Source organism: Bacillus sp. FSL K6-0138 (assembly GCF_037982765.1).
Lineage (GTDB): Bacteria > Bacillota > Bacilli > Bacillales > Bacillaceae > Bacillus > Bacillus glycinifermentans.
In genome coordinates this window covers 368,375-385,982 of record NZ_CP150286.1, presented here as the reverse complement: position 1 = coordinate 385,982, position 17,608 = coordinate 368,375, and the positions used below count along the sequence as shown (strand labels likewise).

Below are 17,608 nucleotides of genomic sequence, written 5' to 3'. Positions count from 1 at the left end.
TTATCATCCGTTTCTTAAATCATTTTCCCTATAAAAACTTCTCCGTTATGAGCATCGATGAATACGGGCGATATCGGGCGGTAGACGAGCCTGTAATGATCATTTTTTTCCCGTTTGTATTCTCTCTCCCATTGCAGCTTCACATCAAAAGCCTCTGCAAAAATAGCTTTTGCTTCTCCAGCTGAAACAGCGGGTGACGGGTTCATCTCTTTCAGTGTTTCCGGTTCGATTTCGGGCCCGAAAAACCCGATGACGCGACCGTTCGCGCGGTTGATGATAATGTTTGCAAATTCCGCTCTTAATGGCATTCCTTCATATTGAACATCAAATTGAAAATGGGCGTTCTGTCCGTTGTCTTCATTCCCCAAAGGGCGCATGCGGAAAAACTCCCCGGCACACGGATAAAGCCGATAGAGAAATTGCAACGCCCTTTGAAGGCATACTTCTTCGGTCAAAACAGGAGGTCCTTCCGCTTTAATAAAAGAGAACATTCCCTTCAGTTTTCCCGATTGTTTATCTTTCTTGATTTTCAGCGTATTTTGATTGCGCTCTTTGAAAAAGCCTGCCATGGTAAAGTCTGTTGGTTCAGGATCGCCTCCTTCACGCCATACGGTTACAATCGAATCTCCAAAATCGATTTCGCGAATTTTCCGAAGAGAAGAGCTGAAGCCGATCATTTCATTGATATCTGCGTCACGCTCAGCTTCAGGCAATAAAGGGAGCGGTATTGTTTCCGTCTCTTCTCCATCCATTGAGACTTGCAACATTTCAATTTCCTCTGCCGAATCGGCAGGATGGCTCAAAAACGGCAAATCCGCCTCATAAACAAGATGCGGCCGATCGTCTCCCCCCTTGTACAAATTCTGATGAATCTTTTCGATGGCAAGATTCAATTCAACGCTCTCAAGATAACGGGAGATCACCGTTTCCTTATCAACGATCTGCTTTGGAACAGCAAACGAATCTGTCCCGCCGTCATAGCGGAATCTCTTTACTTCTCCGTTTCTTCCGACCGTCACGGAAAAGCCCGTTTGCGGCAGCGGAAGATCGAGAACGGTCTGGGCATATGAATATTGAACAGTGTCTTCTGTCACTTTCTTCTCCTGAAAAACAAACGCTTCCGCTGCATGTGGATAATGGCGTTCGACAAATTGCAGGGCCTTTTGCCGCAGGCGTTCGTCCGGAAGCGTGTCCGTGTATGTTTTAAATGAAGCGTCTTCTTTCGTCAGACTGATCAGCCTTCCTTCTTGATCCAATTCTACTGTAATGCCTTTATCTTGATTGTCCGCATCCTCCCAAACATAAAAAGCCCGGCCTTGTTCTTCTTCACAGCACTCTTCGACCATGAGCCGATAGTTTTCAGGGACAGCACCGATATGATGAGCTTTTTGCTTTAACTGTTGACCGTTCAAATCCAATCTCCCTTTCCTTTTATTTTTCGCAATTATTTATACGAAAGGGCCTTTTAATAGTTTCAAAAAATTGGATTTGATTGATATTCAGATGAATGATGCCAGTCTGACACTGTAATATCTCATCGCTTTAGGTACCCCTTTTATCTCAAATACCCCTTTATAAATCAGCTCCCGGATTCGATATTCGATAAATTCATCGCCGATGTATTCATCCAGATGGCCGAGAACCTCCCCAACGACCCTCGTACAAATGATAAAATCCTTTTTTGAATGGCGATTCTGGAGCTTTGTTGCTCTATCAATAATCAACGCATCGAAAAAGTTCTCTTCTTCACTTTTGATTTTTTTATTTTTCCACGTTCTTAATACGTTTTTACTTCCTGAAAGTTCTTCCCATTCCATAAGATAACGAAGCTTCCCGCCTTGAGACATCCGGGATTTGAAGGCTCTTTTTTCATACAAAACTCCGAGTTTGTCAGGGAGGATTTCGCCTGAATGCCTATAAACGATAGCACCCTTTGAAGATGTATTGAGGTGAAATATATCGTTTGTTTTGTGATGCAATAATTTGAGCGCAAACCTGAGCCCGGTTTGCTCATGGGCATTATCTCCCGCCCAGATAATGACGGGAACATGCTCCTGAATGCCGTCCAGTCGATATATTTCCTCTTCAAAGCGGTTATATTGTTCTTTCAATTCATCATCATAATCGTTGAAGTGCTCTTTCATCCATTCATAGCGCTTCATTCGGCCTTCTTTTGTTTCAAGCCGGGAAAGCGGACCGATTGACAATATGCCGGGGAAGGCGATGATGTCTTCTTGATCGGCTTTCCCGGCTTGTTTGAGCGCCATTTTTAAGCTGCCGGCAACAGAAAGGCCAAACACGATGTGAATGGCTTGAACATCATGCTTTCTTGGCGGCTGATCCCCTCTTTTCTTGAATTCATCAAAAAAATCGATCATCCGTTCACAAAACTCGTCTTTTGGAACGCCCCCATCCTGCTGCATTTCAATCGTTATCAGCATGTTCAGCAAAATGCTTTTCGCTTCCTGTTCGGTTAGTCTGCTAATGTTTTTCTTCAGTTCCTCCACCATGAAAATCTCTCCCTTCGAAAACGCTGTACCGGGTTTATTCTCTCATGTTCCAATAGAATATCAAAACCCGGTTTCCGGTTTTCGAAAAAAGTCCTACTCCAATTGCGAAGGATACAGCGTCATGCCGCCGTCAACAAACAATGTCGCGCCGGTGACGTAAGACGCCTCATCCGAAACGATCCATGCCGCCGCTTGGGCGACTTGTTCAGGTGTTCCAAATGCATTCATCGGAATCTTCCTTAACTGTGCCGCTTTATGGCTTCCCTCCAGATCGTCATTGCTTTCGGTTGCGATCGTTCCCGGAGCGATGGCGTTGATGCGGATGCCCTTTTCGGCATAGTTGATGGCCAGCGTTTCAGTCAGCAGCTTCATTCCGCCTTTGGAAGCCGAATATTGAACGTTTGTCGGTCTCGGAATTTGCTGATGAACGCTGGATATATTGAGTATGCTTCCCTTTTTGCCGTGCTCCAGCATGTATCGAATCGCTTCTTTAGCGCCGAGAAATGCACCTGTTAAATTGACGTCGATCACCTTTTTCCAATCGTCAAGACTTAGTTCGTGCGGGAGTGCGTTTTTGCCGTTGAATCCCGAATTATTCACCATGACATCAATCGTGCCGAAATGTTGAACAGCAGCTTCAAGAAGCGCCTTCACGCCCTCCTCCTTTGAGACATCAGCGCCAACCGCATGAGCGTTTCCTCCGCTTTGTTTAATATGATCAACGGTTTCCATAGCACCGGCGGGATCGCTGTGATAATTAATAATCACATTCATCTTTTCTTTCCCAAACCGTTCTGCAATCGCTTTTCCGATTCCTTTTGAGGAGCCTGTGACGATTGCCGTTTTCCCTTTCAAATCATTGTACACGCTAAAGCCCTCCTTGCATGTCTTCTCGTTTTCTACCATTCTATTACCCTGCATGACCGTTATAAAAACGAAAATGGATCTTTAGCATGATCTTTCTTTAAAATATGGAAGATTCAGAATTATTTTGCTAATATCTTACTTGAAAATAAATAAGGAAGTGATGTTTTGATGGCGAAAAATGGTGTTTCACGCGTTTTCATTGCCGGACTCATTGGAATTTCTATTTTTTCTTCGGGCATTTACTCTGCACAAGCTGCATCATCGCCGCATAGCCCAGTCTCCAGCGACCCTTCGTACAAGCCCGGCTCCACCTATGATCCCAACATAAAAATTGACAATAACGGCGCCTATTCGAAAGCCTTCAAAGGAACCGGAACACCAGGCGGCTCCGTCCAGGCCAAACCGAAAAAAGAATCGCCCGCCGGCCCGCCTTACAGCCCTAAATCGGTAATCGGCTCAGATGAACGGACAAGGGTGACTGATACAACGGCCTTCCCATACAGAGCAATCGTCCATATTTCAAGCAGCATCGGCTCATGCACAGGCTGGCTGATCGGACCGAAAACGGTAGCAACGGCCGGGCACTGCGTCTATGACACGGCAAGCCGATCATTCGCGGGAACCGCCACCGTTTCTCCGGGACGCAACGGTTCAGCTTACCCTTACGGATCTGTTACATCGACCCGCTATTTCATCCCGTCGGGTTGGCAGAGCGGAAATTCCAATTATGACTACGCAGCGATCGAGCTCAGCCAGCCGATCGGCAATACCGTCGGCTATTTCGGATATTCATACACCGCTTCATCGCTTGCAGGGGCAAACGTGACCATAAGCGGATATCCCGGAGACAAAACAACAGGCACCCAATGGCAAATGTCCGGAACGATCGCTCTTTCAGAAACGTATAAACTGCAATATGCGATCGACACATACGGAGGTCAAAGCGGTTCTCCGGTATATGAGAAAAGCAGTTCAAGGACAAACTGCAGCGGCCCATGCTCGCTGGCGGTTCATACGAACGGCGTATACGGAGGGTCCTCTTACAACAGAGGCACCCGCATTACGAAAGAAGTATTTGATAATTTCACAAGCTGGAAAAACAGCGCACAGTAACACCATTACACAACCCGTTTCCTCATGGAACGGGTTTTTTCAGTTTGGAAGTATAAAAGAGCGATGTTTTGAAAGCGTTTCATTTTGTATAATGGTTGGTAAAGGATGTGATGACTGATGATATCTGCACAAATCAAATCGCAATTGATGAACATCGTCGGCCCGGAAAACTATGATGATTCGAATGCAGGACGCCTTGTCTATTCCTATGATGCGACGCCGCAATACCAATCAATGCCTGATGCGGTCGTCGCACCGCGCTGCACCGATGAAGTGTCGCGCATTTTGAAGCTTTGCAACACCCACCGCATTCCGGTTGTGCCGCGCGGCTCCGGTACCAATCTCTGCGCAGGCACATGCCCGACCGAAGGCGGGATTGTCCTCTTGTTCAAGCATATGAATCAGATCCTGGAAATCGATGAAGAAAATCTGACCATGACCGTCCAGCCCGGTGTGATTACTCTTGACTTGATACAAGCAGCAGAAGAAAAAGGCTTGTTTTATCCGCCTGACCCGAGCTCAATGAAGATTTCGACGATCGGCGGAAATATCAACGAAAACTCAGGGGGGCTGCGCGGCCTGAAATATGGAGTGACCCGCGATTATGTCATGGCTTTAGAAATAGTGCTGGCAAACGGCGATATCATCCGCACCGGCGGAAAGCTCGCAAAAGACGTTGCCGGCTATGACCTGACGCGCCTGTTTGTCGGCTCTGAAGGGACATTGGGCATCATCACCGAAGCGACACTGAAATTAATCCCGGCTCCTGAAACAAAGAAAACCGTCCTCGCCCTCTATGAAGATATCGATTCCGCAGCCAAGACCGTATCCAACATCGTCGCCTGCAAAATCATTCCGACAACACTAGAATTTCTTGATCAGCCTACTCTTCAGGTCATCGAAGACTTCGCCAAAATCGGCCTTCCGGTTCACGCCAAAGCCGTCCTTCTGATCGAACAGGACGGCGCAGAAGAAACCGTCAGCCGTGACATCAGCATTATTGAAGAGATTTGCAAAAAGGGGAACGCCGTATCCGTGCAAACGGCGAAAACAGAAGCGGAAGCTGAAGACCTCCGCAACGCCCGGCGCGCTGCGCTTTCCGCCTTGGCCCGCTTAAAGCCGACCACCATCCTGGAAGATGCCACGGTTCCCCGGTCAGCCATTGCCGCCATGGTGAAAGCGATCAACCGCATTGCCGAACAATATGATCTTACCATTTGCACGTTCGGCCATGCGGGAGACGGAAACCTTCATCCGACATGCACGACAGATGTGCGGAACACAGAGGAAATGGAACGGGTCGAACGGGCCTTTGCCGACATTTTCAAAAAAGCCGTTGAGCTTGGCGGCACGATTACCGGCGAGCACGGCGTCGGCGAAATGAAAGCCCCTTATCTCGAACTTAAACTCGGCGAAGCGGGAGTGAATGCAATGAGAGCAGTGAAGCAAGCTTTTGATCCGAACAACATTATGAATCCGGGCAAGGTTTTCGCAAAAGATTCCCGCAAACGGGTGGTGGTGTCAAAATGACGACATCAAAAGAAAAAAAGGCCATTCAGCAGCAGTTTCACGAGCGGATGGATGAAGAAGAGCTGCTGAACTGCATGCGCTGCGGATTTTGTCTGCCTTCCTGCCCGACCTACATAGAATCAGGCTTTCAGGAAAGCCATTCTCCCCGCGGGCGCATCGCCTTAATGAAAGCCGTCGCAGATGGAGTCATTGAACCTGACGAAGATGTCGAACGTTCCCTTGAGCTTTGCCTCGGCTGCCGGGCATGTGAACCCGTATGTCCCTCAGGCGTCAACTACGGCCGCCTATTAGAAGAGGCGAGGGACATCATTCAGCAAAATAAAAAACACCGTCTTCCGGCAAGGATGCTTCGCAATGCAGTTTTTAAAGGGCTTTTCCCGCACCAAAACCGCGTTCGGGCGCTGACCGGGATGCTCGGCATCTATCAGCGTTCAGGGCTGCAGAGTGCGGTTCGGAAATCAGGAATGCTGCGGATGCTGCCCGATCACCTCGCAAAAATGGAAAGCGTTCTGCCTAAAGTGCCGGATCTGAAGCGGCTGAAGAGCCGCCCGAACCTCCTTCCGCCGATCGGCAAGCGCAGGAAACGGGCCGCTTTTTTCTCAGGCTGTCTGATGGATACGTTGTTTTTAGATACAAATATGGCGACCATTAAGCTCCTCCGGCTGTCGGGATGCGAGATCGTCATTCCCGAGCAGCAGGCATGCTGCGGCGCCCTTCACGGGCACAGCGGTGAGAAGGAGCAGGCCGTCGGGTTGGCCAAACGGAACATCCGGGCGTTCGAGAATATAAACGCAGATTATATCGTAACAAATGCGGGAGGCTGCGGGGCGTTTTTAAAAGAGTATGAGCATCTCCTAAGGGATGAGCCGGAGTGGCGGGAACGGGCAAAGGTTTTTTCACAAAAGCTGAGGGATTTTTCCTCCGTCCTTCTGGAACTGGATTTCGGGCAAAACCCCCTCGAGCTTCCGAGCCAAATCGTGACATATCAAGACTCATGCCATTTGCGGAATGTGATGAAAACTTCCGCTGAACCAAGAAAGCTTCTCCGCGGCATCAAAGGCGCTGAATATAGGGAAATGAAACATGCGGAAAGCTGCTGCGGCTCAGCTGGAATTTACAATATTGTCGAATCAGTTATGTCGATGAAAATTCTTGACGCCAAAATGGAGGCGGCAAAAGCGACCAAAGCGGCAACGATCGTCACCGCAAATCCCGGCTGCCTGCTGCAAATGAAGCTAGGCATTGAACGGGAAGGCCTTGGAAACGAGGTGAGAGCCGTCCATCTCGCAGACTTATTATTAGAAGCCGCAGGAGAGCCAAGTTAGCGTCTCGTGTATATTTCTCGGGAAATAAATCGAAACGTGTCTGCCGCTATTTCCGGACAGCAGGGAAGTCGCCGTTCGGTTGTATAAACCGAAGGCCCTTCACCTGTCCGGAATCGTCGGCTTCAAAGCGCACGCTGAATCCCTGGAGATTTTTGATTTGAAATGTCATCTCGCGGTATGGAACAAGCTCGTAATCAGGCTGTCCGGGCAGCGAAACCCAGAGAGTCTTCGCGCCTCTAAGGGAAACGGCCAGTTCTGTCCCGTCTTCCAGCGTATATTTCCCGGTGAGCGATTCGAGAAATTCGGGATCGGACAATTGCTGATCAGGCTTTCTGATAAATTCAATTTCCTTCGCACCTTCCGTCATTTCAAACGGTACAGAAAAGCTGCTGATATATCCGTGCAAATCGGCGTCAAACGAAGACAGCATCGTCGCCCCGGTAAGTTCCAGTTTCATTTCGAATGTATCGTAATGGTAATGCTGCAAAGGCATGACAAACGAATTGTACAGTGCTTGCAATGCTCCGTCCTTAAGCTCTATTTTCAATTCTCCGTAGCCCGGATGCTCATAAATTCCGGCATAGTCCTCAAGAGCATGCGAAGGCTCCGTTCCTTCGATTCTGCTGATATCGGCGGACCGGTCCACTCCCAAGGCCGCTTTCTTGATCTTTTCCGTCTCGCCTTTCAGTCTGCCGCTCCAGTCGATTTCATCAAGGCCGAGCAATCGGTCAAAGATATTGTAGGCAAGCAAATTCGGAAGCACGCTGCCGTTTAAATTCGTCAGGATGACGGCGCCGATGTTTTCGTAAGGCATGAAGCATACCAGCGATGAAAAGCCATCGATATTTCCCCCGTGGTGAATCATATGATGTCCCCGGTAAGGCTCGACAAACCAGCCGAGGCTATAGCCTGCCATCGGAAACTCATTCTCTTTGAACATTTGGTCGCATGATATACACGGCGTATGCAGCTCATTGAGGCTTCCCTCCGATATAATCCCGCTGAATTTGCTGCTGCCGAGATGGAGCCGCACCCAATTGGCCATATCCAGCACATTCGAATTGATCGAACCGGCGGGGCCGATTGCATTAATATTGCGAAAAGGCATTTTTTCAATTTTTTCGTTTTTTTCCTGATGCGGAAGCGCATAGTCTTGAAGCTTCTGCATGTCTTCCACCGAAAAATTGCTTGACTTCATATTCAACGGCTTGAACAGACGCTCGTGAATAAAATCCTCCCACGTCGTTCCGGCGATTCTCCCTGTCAAATAGCCCGCCGTCATGAACATCAGATTCTGGTATTGCCATTTCGCCCGGAAATCGCGATTCGGCTCCAAATAACGAAGCCGCTGAAATATCTCTTCCCTGGAAAAGGGGGAATTGTACCACATCATATCATGCCTCGGCAGGCCTGAACGGTGGCATGCCAAATCCCGCGGAGTCAGCCGTTCGGTCGCAACCGGGTCATGCATCTTGAATTCGGGAAGGTATTCCCTGACCGGCAGATCCCAATCCATTTTTCCCTCATCGGCCAGAATCGCCATACCGGCGGTTGTGAAACCTTTCGTCGCCGATCCGATCGCAAACACCGTCTCAGGGTTCACTTTTAATTTCTGTTCCTTGTCCTTAAAACCGAAGCCTTCCGCCATGATGACCTCATCGTCCTTTACCACCGCGATCGCCGCTCCGGGCACGTTCCATTCCTTCATTTTTTGCAAAACAAAACTGCGAAAGCCCTTCCATTCTTTTCGTGAATGTTTCATATGACAGCTCCTCTCTTTGCCTGGATCCCGTGTCTTTTCCTGATGTGTAAAAATCCGTCCTGTAGGTCATACGTTTGATTTCCTGAATGGTTTCAATACCCGGTCATTCGGAAAAATTTTGTATATTTTTTAAAAGATTTCAGAAGCTAACGTTGAAAGCAAAAAACGCGCTGAAACCTAAGGAGGTATTTATAAACGTGTTTAGTTTTATATGGTCTTTAATTATCGGAGGTATTTTAGGCTGGCTTGCGGGCCTGATCATCAGAAGGGATGTGCCGGGAGGAATCATCGGCAATATTATCGCCGGGTTTATCGGTTCATGGCTTGGATCCGCGATTTTGGGGCGGTGGGGCCCGACAGTCGGAGGCTTTCATATCATCCCTGCCCTGATTGGCGCGATCATCCTGATCTTTATCGTCAGCCTGATTATGAGAAGCACCGGCGGCAGAAAAAGCGGCGCCCAATAAACCAATATTAAGGCGGCTTGGTCAAAAGCCGTCGTTTTTTATTGATTTCATTCACCCTCCATCTCTTATATAATTAATTAGGAATACGAAATGATTTGAAATGGAGGACGTATATTGGAAAAAACGGCGGAAACAAGATGGAAACGTTCAGAAGTGCCGAAAGAGCTGACATGGAAGCTGACGGATTTATTCCCCTCAGATGAAGCCTGGGAAGCGGAACTGCTTCAGATTGAACGCGGCCTTCCGGCAATTGCCGCTTATAAAGGCAGGCTTCACGAAGGAGCAGGAACCCTTTTAGAATGTTTAACATTGCAGGAAAAGCTCATGGAACGCATGACCCGGGCCATGACCTATACCCACCTCAAAAAATCCGAAGATCTCACGAATCCAGTCAACCAAGCAAACGCCTCAAGAACAGCCGCGCTGCAGGCGCGAATCAATACAGCCTTGTCATTTATCGAGTCAGAAATTCTCAGCCTTCCCGAGCATGCAATTGAAGCTTACATAAAGAGCGAAAAAGGACTCGGGCCTTTCCGGAAAATGCTGACAGAGATGCTGGAACGAAAAACCTACAAGCTCTCGCCGGAAACGGAAGAAGCGCTGGCCGCATTGGGCGAAGTGCATGAGGCGCCCTATAAAATTTTTGGAATGGCGAAGCTCGCCGACATGCGCTTCGCTCCGATTGAAGATCAAAACGGACATGAGCTGGCCAACTCCTTTGCTTTATACGAGGGAAAATATATGTTTTCTCCCGACACGGACATTCGCAGAAAAGCCTTCGACTCCTTTGCCGATACATTGAAACTGTATCAAAACACGATTGCCGCAGTCTATGAAACAGAAGTCAAAAAACAGGTCAGCCTGTCGCGGCTGCGCGGCTATGAATCGGTTACCCATATGCTTCTGAAACCGCAAAACGTGACACTCGATATGTATCATAATCAGCTTGATGTCATTAAAAATGAGCTTCGGCCGCATATGCGCCGGTATGCTCGCCTGAAAAAACGGGTGCTGGGCCTTGATCAAATGCGTTTTTGCGATTTGCAGGCCCCGCTGGATCATGAATTTCAACCGAAAACCTCCTTTGCGGAAGCGCGCAGCATGATCATTGAGGCATTGCGCGTGATGGGGACTGAATATGTACAAGTCATGGAAACGGCCTTGACCGGAAGATGGGTCGACCTGGCCGACAATATCGGCAAATCAACTGGAGCGTTTTGTTCAAGTCCGTACGGCGTTCACCCTTACATCCTGATGACCTGGACGGATACGATGCGGGATGTCTTTACCCTTGCGCATGAACTCGGCCATGCCGGCCATTTTCATTTCGCAAACAAACACCAGAGAATCATGAACGTCCGCCCGTCTCGCTATTTCATTGAAGCGCCTTCGACCATGAACGAAATGCTTCTCGCCCAGCACCTTCTCTCGAAAACAAACGATCTGAAAATGAAGCGCTGGGTGATCAATCAGCTGATGGGAACCTATTATCATAATTTCGTCACCCATCTGCTTGAAGGGGAATACCAGCGCAGAGTCTATCAAATGGCTGAGCAGGGAGCCGCTCTTACCGCGTCCGTTTTATCCGGACAAACAATGGAAGTGCTTTCCGAATTCTGGGGCGACGACGCAGAGCTTGACGAAGGAGCAAGCTTGACATGGATGCGCCAGCCTCACTACTATATGGGACTTTACCCTTACACATATTCGGCAGAGCTGACAGCCTCAACGCTCGTCTCGCAAATGATCAGAAAAGAAGGCCAGCCTGCGGTGGACAGATGGCTGAACGTCCTGAAAGCCGGCGGAACGATGAAACCGCTCGACCTCTTAAAGGAGGCAGGCATCGATATGTCGACGGACGAGCCGATCCGCCGGGCTGTCGCATATGTCGGCTCCCTGGTCGATGAGCTTGAAGCGCTTTATGAGAAAAACTAAGAACGGCCGATTTCCGGCCGTTCTTTTTAGTCTCCTTTAAGCAAACATCGGATTTCCTTTCATGCCGATCCATAAATCCGTCTGCTCCAATGCATGGGCCATCCGAAGCAGCCAATGTTCTTTTCCCTTTGGCGCCATAAACTGAACACCGAGCGGAAGCCCGTCTTTTGTAAGATGCACCGGAACGCTCATCGCCGGCTGCCCGGTCAGGTTTGCAAGCTGTGTGAACGGTGTGTATGTGAGGCTCTTCAAAAACATCTCATATACCAGCGCCTGCTGGTCGCTTTTTTCCATGCCGCTTACCTTCATCAGCGCTTCGGCTTCCTTTTGCGTATGGGTCAGCTCGCCGACCTTCGGAGCCTGGTAAGCCGTTGCCGGTGTAACGTACAAGTCAAATTTCTGATGAAATGCCGCCATTTGTGCGGCCGCTTTGTCCCATGAAGCGAGGCTTGCCGTAAACTCCGCTGCCGTCACTTTTTTGCCGGCTTCATTCAGCACCCATGTGACGATTTCAACATCCTCCGCGGTAATCGGCCTTCCGAGCGTTTTTTCCATCCCTGCAATCATCGCTGAAATTTCTCCGCAGTTCATCAAATAATAGTTTTCCATCAAGCGGAGGCCATCGACGTCATGCGCCTGTTCCTCAACATGATGCCCCTGGGCTTCCAGCCATGCGACGGTTTTGCGGACAGCGCGTTTTGCCTCCTCGCTAACAGGCGTCCCGACGGGGGACTCTGTAGAAAACGCGATTTTCAAAGGGCTCTCAGCCCCTTTTTTCATATCTTCCAAATAGCTTCCGGGAAATAACGGTGCTTGAAAAGCAGCTTCAGGCTGGATAACCTGGAGAATGTCGAGCAAAGCGGCACTGTCTCTGACGGTCCGCGAAAGGGCGAAATCGATGGACGCACCTTGCCACTGCCTTCCTGCTCCGGGCCCAACAGGCGTTCTGCCCCGGGTCGGCTTCAATCCGAAAAGCCCGGTAAAAGAAGCCGGAATCCTGATGGACCCTCCGCCGTCGCTCGCACCCGCCACAGGCACGATTCCCGATGCGACCGCAGCTGCCGATCCCCCGCTTGAGCCTCCCGGCGAATGCGCAACATTCCAAGGGTTTCTTGACGGCCCGTACAATTCAGGCTCAGAAATGTTTTTCAGTCCATATTCGGGCGTATTCGTATGCCCGATAAACAAGAAGCCGGCTTCCCTCAGCCTGGCGACCCAATTTGAATCCCGCTTCGGAATATAGTCTTTCAGCAGCTTTGCACCGGCCGTCAAAGGCTCGTCCTTCACCGCCTGCGAAATATCCTTTAAAAGGATGGGTACGCCGGCAAACGGCTGCCGGGAAATATCAATCCGGCTGATGTCATTGACTGCTTTTTCTTTTCTCGTCCGAATCACCGCATGGAGGTGCGGGTTTACTTCTTCCAAACGCGCAAAAGCAGCCTCAACCAATTCTTTCGCCGATACTTCCTTTTTTTTGATAAGCTTAGATAAACGAACGGCGTCATGCGCCATATATTCAGATACGTTCATGCCAGTTCCCTCTCTTCTCGGTTCGCTTGTGTTTACTATTTTGCCCGAGCCGTCCCGGGAATTCAATGGTTTGACTATGATTAAGGAAAAGGAGAATGCTGTATGAAAATCAGAAAACTTCCTTCAGAAAGCCCGCTGCCGCTGGATTTGCTGCTGTCTGCGGACCCTTCGGAGAAATTGGTGAAAGACTACGCCAAAAGAGGACAGTGCTATATAGCCGAAGCCGGCCGGCAGATCATCGGCGTCTACGTTTTGATTCCGACAAGGCCGGAAACGGCTGAACTGGTCAACATTGCCGTGACCGAAGAATGGCAAGGCAGGGGCATCGGAAAAGCGTTAATTAAGCATGCCCTGCAAACCGCAAAATCCCAGGGCTTTAAAACGATCGAAATCGGCACAGGCAATTCAAGCATTTCACAGCTGGCGCTCTATCAAAAATGCGGATTTAGAATTACAGGCGTTGACCGCGATTTCTTTATCAGGCATTATCAAGAGCCCATTTACGAAAACGGCATCGCCTGCATCGATATGATCCGTTTATCGATGGACATATAAAAAGCTGCCGGCTCTGAAGTGACCCCCAAAAGTTAGACAGCTTATTTTCTCAAGTAACATGACTGGCATGAATCCGGTATTGTACTGGGCTCATGCCTTTTAATTTTGCCTTGATCCGTTTGTGATTATAGTAATCGATATATGTTACGAGCTCTTGTTTAAAATGCTCGATGCTTTGAAATTCGTTGAAATGGATAAACTCTGATTTTAAAATACCAAAGAAACTTTCAATGACCGCGTTATCGTAACAGTTTCCCTTACGAGACATACTTTGAATAATATTTCGTTCCTTTAGGGCGTGGCGATACTGTTTCATTTGATAGTGCCAGCCCTGATCGGAGTGAATCAACAGATTTTCTTTATCTGTCAGCTGTTCAAATGATTTTTCCAACATCTCGGATACCAATGAATACGTTGGCCTGGATCCAATTGTATAAGCAATGATTTCGCCATTAAATAAATCAAGCATTGGCGATAAATAGAGCTTCTCCCCAAATAATTTAAATTCCGTGATATCTGTTACCCATTTCATCTTCGGCTTTTCCGCCTTGAAATTCCGCTCTAGCCTGTTTGGTGCCACCGTGCCGGTTTCTCCTTTATACGAACGGTATTTTTTCATCCGTACGAGACATTTCAACCCCAGTTCCTTCATGAGGCGATATATTTTTTTATGATTCATTTGATATCCCCGGTTTTTAAGCTCGTCGCGTATCCGGCGGTACCCGTAACGGCCTTTATGTTCATGATAAATCGATTGAATCAGTGTTTTTAATTTGGCATCTTTGTCTGGAAGACCGAAGGTTTTGACCCAGTAATAATACGTACTGCGCGGAATTCCAGCCAGTTTAAGCAGGGCTTTTACCGGAAATTCAGTCCTTAGTTCAAATACTACTTGGGCCTTTTCTTGTTTTGTAATTTTTCCTTGTTTTGAACTAAGGTATTCAACTTTTTTAAGTAGGCATTCTCCATTCGCAGACGTTCAATTTCAGCCTGCATGGCTTCCACTGATCCTTCTTGCGGTGTTTGTTTCTTCGTTCTTTTTTGATTTTTCTTTGTCATTGACGGCCGCCCCTTTTTCATCGGTTTTAGGGCATCGATTCCTCCGGTTTCGAACAGTTTCTGCCATTGAGCCACCGTAGAAGGTGCTTGAATATTGAAGATGGCGGCTGTTTCACGGATCGACGTCCCATTTTCGATCATATAGTGAAGTACCTTCAGTTTATCTTCTACAGAATAGGTTGTATAGAGTTTTTGAAACGCACTTTCTCCATGGTAATGGTATTTGCGAATCCATACCTGAAACACACCTGACGAAACACCGATCTCTCTGGCGATTGTTTTATGCCCTTCCCTACCCGCAAGATACCTTTTGACCGCTTGTATTTTTTCCTCAGCTGTAAATTTAGCCATAAAAAACTGCACCTCCGATTGTTAGATGGTGTCTAACAATTGGGGTGCAGTTCACTCCGGCAGCTTTTTGCTGATCAATAGTCGTTAAAGTATGTCTGGATTTTTGCAGGATCATTCGTTTTCGTCAGCGCAAGCATCAGCAATATTCGCGACTTTTCGGGATTGAGCGAATTGGAGGCGAGAAGCTTTTTCTTTTCAAGCTCCGGGCTTGGTGTGACAACGCCGTTTTTCGTCCGGCTCGACCGAACGACGGCCACGCCTTTTTTTGCGGCGGCAACTGCGCCGTTTTTCGCCGCATCCGAGATTGAACCGTTTCCGCTGCCCGCGAAGATGATTCCTTTTGCACCAGCTTTTTGCGCCGCATCAAACAAATATCGTCCATCGCTTTGATACCCGTAAATAATATCGACCTGCGGCAGCTTATCGATTTTTGAAATGTCAAAATCGGTTTCCCTTGTGTGTTTTTTCGTGATGTCATTGAAGATATAAATGTCGCCTGCGATAACGCCGATATTGCCCATTTCCTCCGACTTAAATGTATCAGGCGTCGTCGTGTTCGTTTTCGTCACATATCTAGCCGAAGCGATGCGGTCGTTCAAGACGACTAAAGTTCCTTTCCCTTTCGCTTCCTTGCTTGCGGCCACTTTGACGGCATTGTACAAATTGGACGGACCATCCGCTCCGATTGCGGTCGAAGGCCTCATCGATCCGACGACGACGATCGGTTTATCGCTTTTTATGACGAGATTCAAAAAGTAAGCCGTTTCTTCCAGTGTATCGGTGCCGTGGGTGACCACGATTCCGTCGACATCATCTGAAGCGAGCAGCTCATTGGCGCGTTTGCTCAGCTTCAGCAATGTTTCATTCGTCATATTTTGGCTGCCTATATTTGCGATCTGTTCACCGCTGATATTGGCGATATCCTGCATTTCAGGCACAGCTTCAATCAGCGCATCAACGCCTACTGCACCTGCTCTGTAATTGGTTGTTGACGTTTTCGACTTGTCTGCTCCCGCAATCGTTCCGCCGGTTGCCAAAATTTCTATATTGGGAAGACCTTTCTGTTTTTGTTCCGTTTTGGCTGCTGCAGTTTCCGTCTTCGCTTCAGCCTTTGATTCATTTGCCGGCTCATTCGAACTCGAACACCCGGTGATCAACAACAGCCCTAATACAATCATCAGCATTCGTTTTTTTATCATGGTTTTGATCTCCCCTTGCTGTATGTAAGCGTATTTTTTGTATTTTCTCCTTCTGCCTCCCTTTAATACCAGTGTAAATTTTATAAATTTTCTGTCTAATCTTATGGTAGATTTTCTTCTATCCTTTCGAAAAAAAAAGGAGAAAACTCCCCTTGTTTTCCCCTTTTGCTATTGCTTTAAAAGCCTAAATTCTTCTTTTACTTTTTTCAAAAACTCCTCATTCGTCATCAAATCATAAGCGGTAAACGCCATCGATTTCGCACCGAGCATCAAGCCTTCAAACCCTTTGCTGCTCATGGCCGCTTCCCGAAACTCCGGCGTGTGGCATGCATACGGTTCATCACAGATTTGTACATACGGATGGATCGACGGGGCGATCTGACTGACGTTTCCCATATCAACCGAGCCTCCTCCATCCGCTTTTTCGTGGATCGAATCCGGTTCGACGCCTAATTCGATCATGTTTTTTGTAAAGATGTCGGATAGGGCTTGATTCGTTTTCAAATCGTCATAGGAAAGCTCGTAAAAAGATGTTTGAAGACGGGCGCCCATTGCCAGAGCAGCCGCCTTGGCGCAGTTTTTCACTTTTTCGAGCAGTTCGTTGACATAGCTGCGTTCCGCCCCCCTGACATAGAACTGGGCCACCGCATAGTCGGGAACGACATTGGCCGCTTTCCCGCCTTCGGGAATGATGCCGTGAATCCTTGCATCAGGAAGAATATGCTGTCTGAGCGCATTAATTCCGTTGAACGTCTGAATCACCGCATCAAGCGCATTGATTCCTTCATGCGGCGCTCCCGCTGCGTGTGAGGCTTTCCCGAAAAATTCAAATTGAATTGCATCCATCGCCAGCGATGTTCCGCTTTTTTCGTGTCTGTAATATGGATGAACCATCATGGCCGCATCGAGATGGTCAAAGACCCCCTGCTCGGCCATGGTCACTTTGCCGCCTTTTGTTTCCTCTGCGGGCGTTCCGTATACATACACTTTGCCGCTGCATGACGCCATCACTTTGCTGATGCCGATGGCGGCCCCGACGGCCATCGTCCCGATCAGGTTGTGGCCGCAGGCATGGCCGATGTCGGGAAGCGCATCATATTCCGCCATCAACCCGATCGCCGGTCCGGGGCGGCCGCTGTCATATACGGCTGTAAATGCCGTCGCAAGGCCGCATGTGCCAAGCTCTACTTCAAACCCGTGTTTTTTTAATTCTTCTGACAGGATCTTTGACGCTTTGAATTCTTCATGCCCCAGCTCAGGATGGTTGCCGATGTATTGGCTGATGTGAAATAAATCTTGCCGGATGCTTTCAATTTCTTTTTCAATTTGGCTTTTCATGGCGGTGCCCCCTTCTTGTTTTTGATTCCTAATCTTACGAAGGAATTGACAAGCGACTGTGATCTAT

Annotated in this window: 14 protein-coding genes; 6 read left to right on the top strand and 8 right to left on the bottom strand. The window is 48.3% G+C overall.

Features of this window, described 5'->3' with window-relative positions; translation table 11 throughout:
- Nucleotides 1-14: 14 nt before the first annotated feature.
- The 3 genes from MHB78_RS02285 to MHB78_RS02275 all read right to left on the bottom strand — a co-directional run bounded on the left by MHB78_RS02285 (nucleotide 15) and on the right by MHB78_RS02275 (nucleotide 3,377).
- Nucleotides 15-1,412, bottom strand: a complete 1,398-nt coding sequence (locus tag MHB78_RS02285; RefSeq protein WP_065894718.1) for a YcdB/YcdC domain-containing protein — start codon at nucleotides 1,410-1,412, stop codon at nucleotides 15-17.
- A gap of 87 nt (nucleotides 1,413-1,499) precedes the next feature.
- Complete coding sequence (locus MHB78_RS02280) at nucleotides 1,500-2,510, bottom strand: DUF1835 domain-containing protein (RefSeq protein ID WP_052948521.1); 1,011 nt, start codon at nucleotides 2,508-2,510, stop codon at nucleotides 1,500-1,502.
- Between the two features lie 93 nt (nucleotides 2,511-2,603).
- Nucleotides 2,604-3,377 (bottom strand): glucose 1-dehydrogenase, encoded by a 774-nt coding sequence (locus MHB78_RS02275; protein ID WP_046130863.1) that lies wholly within the window; start codon nucleotides 3,375-3,377, stop codon nucleotides 2,604-2,606.
- A gap of 165 nt (nucleotides 3,378-3,542) precedes the next feature.
- Here MHB78_RS02275 and MHB78_RS02270 point away from each other — a divergent pair, with 165 nt between their 5' ends.
- The 3 genes from MHB78_RS02270 to MHB78_RS02260 all read left to right on the top strand — a co-directional run bounded on the left by MHB78_RS02270 (nucleotide 3,543) and on the right by MHB78_RS02260 (nucleotide 7,345).
- Complete coding sequence (locus MHB78_RS02270) at nucleotides 3,543-4,490, top strand: serine protease (RefSeq protein WP_052948520.1); 948 nt, start codon at nucleotides 3,543-3,545, stop codon at nucleotides 4,488-4,490.
- A 117-nt stretch (nucleotides 4,491-4,607) separates the two neighbouring features.
- A complete protein-coding gene (gene glcD, locus MHB78_RS02265) occupies nucleotides 4,608-6,020 on the top strand; it encodes a glycolate oxidase subunit GlcD (protein WP_046130861.1) in 1,413 nt (470 codons plus the stop codon).
- Complete coding sequence (locus MHB78_RS02260) at nucleotides 6,017-7,345, top strand: (Fe-S)-binding protein (RefSeq protein WP_046130860.1); 1,329 nt, start codon at nucleotides 6,017-6,019, stop codon at nucleotides 7,343-7,345. The genes glcD and MHB78_RS02260 overlap by 4 nt, the downstream gene beginning before the upstream one ends.
- Before the next feature lie 46 nt (nucleotides 7,346-7,391).
- Here the strand turns inward: MHB78_RS02260 and MHB78_RS02255 are convergent, their stop codons facing one another.
- On the bottom strand, nucleotides 7,392-9,107 hold the full coding sequence (locus MHB78_RS02255) for a serine hydrolase (RefSeq protein ID WP_046130859.1): 1,716 nt from the start codon (nucleotides 9,105-9,107) through the stop codon (nucleotides 7,392-7,394).
- A gap of 197 nt (nucleotides 9,108-9,304) precedes the next feature.
- Here MHB78_RS02255 and MHB78_RS02250 point away from each other — a divergent pair, with 197 nt between their 5' ends.
- Nucleotides 9,305-9,574, top strand: coding sequence for a GlsB/YeaQ/YmgE family stress response membrane protein (locus tag MHB78_RS02250; protein WP_046130858.1), 270 nt, complete (start codon nucleotides 9,305-9,307; stop codon nucleotides 9,572-9,574).
- Between the two features lie 114 nt (nucleotides 9,575-9,688).
- Nucleotides 9,689-11,509 (top strand): oligoendopeptidase F, encoded by a 1,821-nt coding sequence (gene pepF / locus MHB78_RS02245; RefSeq protein WP_046130857.1) that lies wholly within the window; start codon nucleotides 9,689-9,691, stop codon nucleotides 11,507-11,509.
- 36 nt (nucleotides 11,510-11,545) lie between these two features.
- Here the strand turns inward: pepF and MHB78_RS02240 are convergent, their stop codons facing one another.
- A complete protein-coding gene (locus tag MHB78_RS02240) occupies nucleotides 11,546-13,039 on the bottom strand; it encodes an amidase (protein WP_046130856.1) in 1,494 nt (497 codons plus the stop codon).
- A gap of 102 nt (nucleotides 13,040-13,141) precedes the next feature.
- Here MHB78_RS02240 and MHB78_RS02235 point away from each other — a divergent pair, with 102 nt between their 5' ends.
- On the top strand, nucleotides 13,142-13,594 hold the full coding sequence (locus MHB78_RS02235) for a GNAT family N-acetyltransferase (protein WP_046130855.1): 453 nt from the start codon (nucleotides 13,142-13,144) through the stop codon (nucleotides 13,592-13,594).
- Nucleotides 13,595-13,643: 49 nt separating this feature from the next.
- Here the strand turns inward: MHB78_RS02235 and MHB78_RS02230 are convergent.
- From MHB78_RS02230 to MHB78_RS02220, 3 genes are all read right to left on the bottom strand, one after another.
- Nucleotides 13,644-15,004, bottom strand: a protein-coding gene (locus tag MHB78_RS02230) for an IS3 family transposase (RefSeq protein ID WP_099047013.1) whose coding sequence is annotated in 2 segments (ribosomal slippage) — nucleotides 13,644-14,533 and nucleotides 14,533-15,004 — 1,362 coding nt in all. Because the reading frame shifts where the segments join, the coding sequence is not laid out codon by codon here.
- Between the two features lie 74 nt (nucleotides 15,005-15,078).
- On the bottom strand, nucleotides 15,079-16,203 hold the full coding sequence (locus MHB78_RS02225) for a type II asparaginase (protein WP_046129018.1): 1,125 nt from the start codon (nucleotides 16,201-16,203) through the stop codon (nucleotides 15,079-15,081).
- 168 nt (nucleotides 16,204-16,371) lie between these two features.
- Nucleotides 16,372-17,541, bottom strand: coding sequence for a M20 family metallopeptidase (locus MHB78_RS02220; protein ID WP_046129019.1), 1,170 nt, complete (start codon nucleotides 17,539-17,541; stop codon nucleotides 16,372-16,374).
- Nucleotides 17,542-17,608: the final 67 nt, after the last annotated feature.

Bases quoted from the DNA above. Each gene is read 5' to 3' on its own strand.
- MHB78_RS02280 (WP_052948521.1), bottom strand. From the start codon at position 2,510: ATGGTGGAGGAACTGAAGAAAAACATTAGCAGACTAACCGAACAGGAA.
- glcD (WP_046130861.1), top strand. From the start codon at position 4,608: ATGATATCTGCACAAATCAAATCGCAATTGATGAACATCGTCGGCCCG.
- MHB78_RS02260 (WP_046130860.1), top strand. From the start codon at position 6,017: ATGACGACATCAAAAGAAAAAAAGGCCATTCAGCAGCAGTTTCACGAG.
- MHB78_RS02255 (WP_046130859.1), bottom strand. From the start codon at position 9,107: ATGAAACATTCACGAAAAGAATGGAAGGGCTTTCGCAGTTTTGTTTTG.
- MHB78_RS02240 (WP_046130856.1), bottom strand. From the start codon at position 13,039: ATGAACGTATCTGAATATATGGCGCATGACGCCGTTCGTTTATCTAAG.
- MHB78_RS02235 (WP_046130855.1), top strand. From the start codon at position 13,142: ATGAAAATCAGAAAACTTCCTTCAGAAAGCCCGCTGCCGCTGGATTTG.
- MHB78_RS02225 (WP_046129018.1), bottom strand. From the start codon at position 16,203: ATGATAAAAAAACGAATGCTGATGATTGTATTAGGGCTGTTGTTGATC.
- MHB78_RS02220 (WP_046129019.1), bottom strand. From the start codon at position 17,541: ATGAAAAGCCAAATTGAAAAAGAAATTGAAAGCATCCGGCAAGATTTA.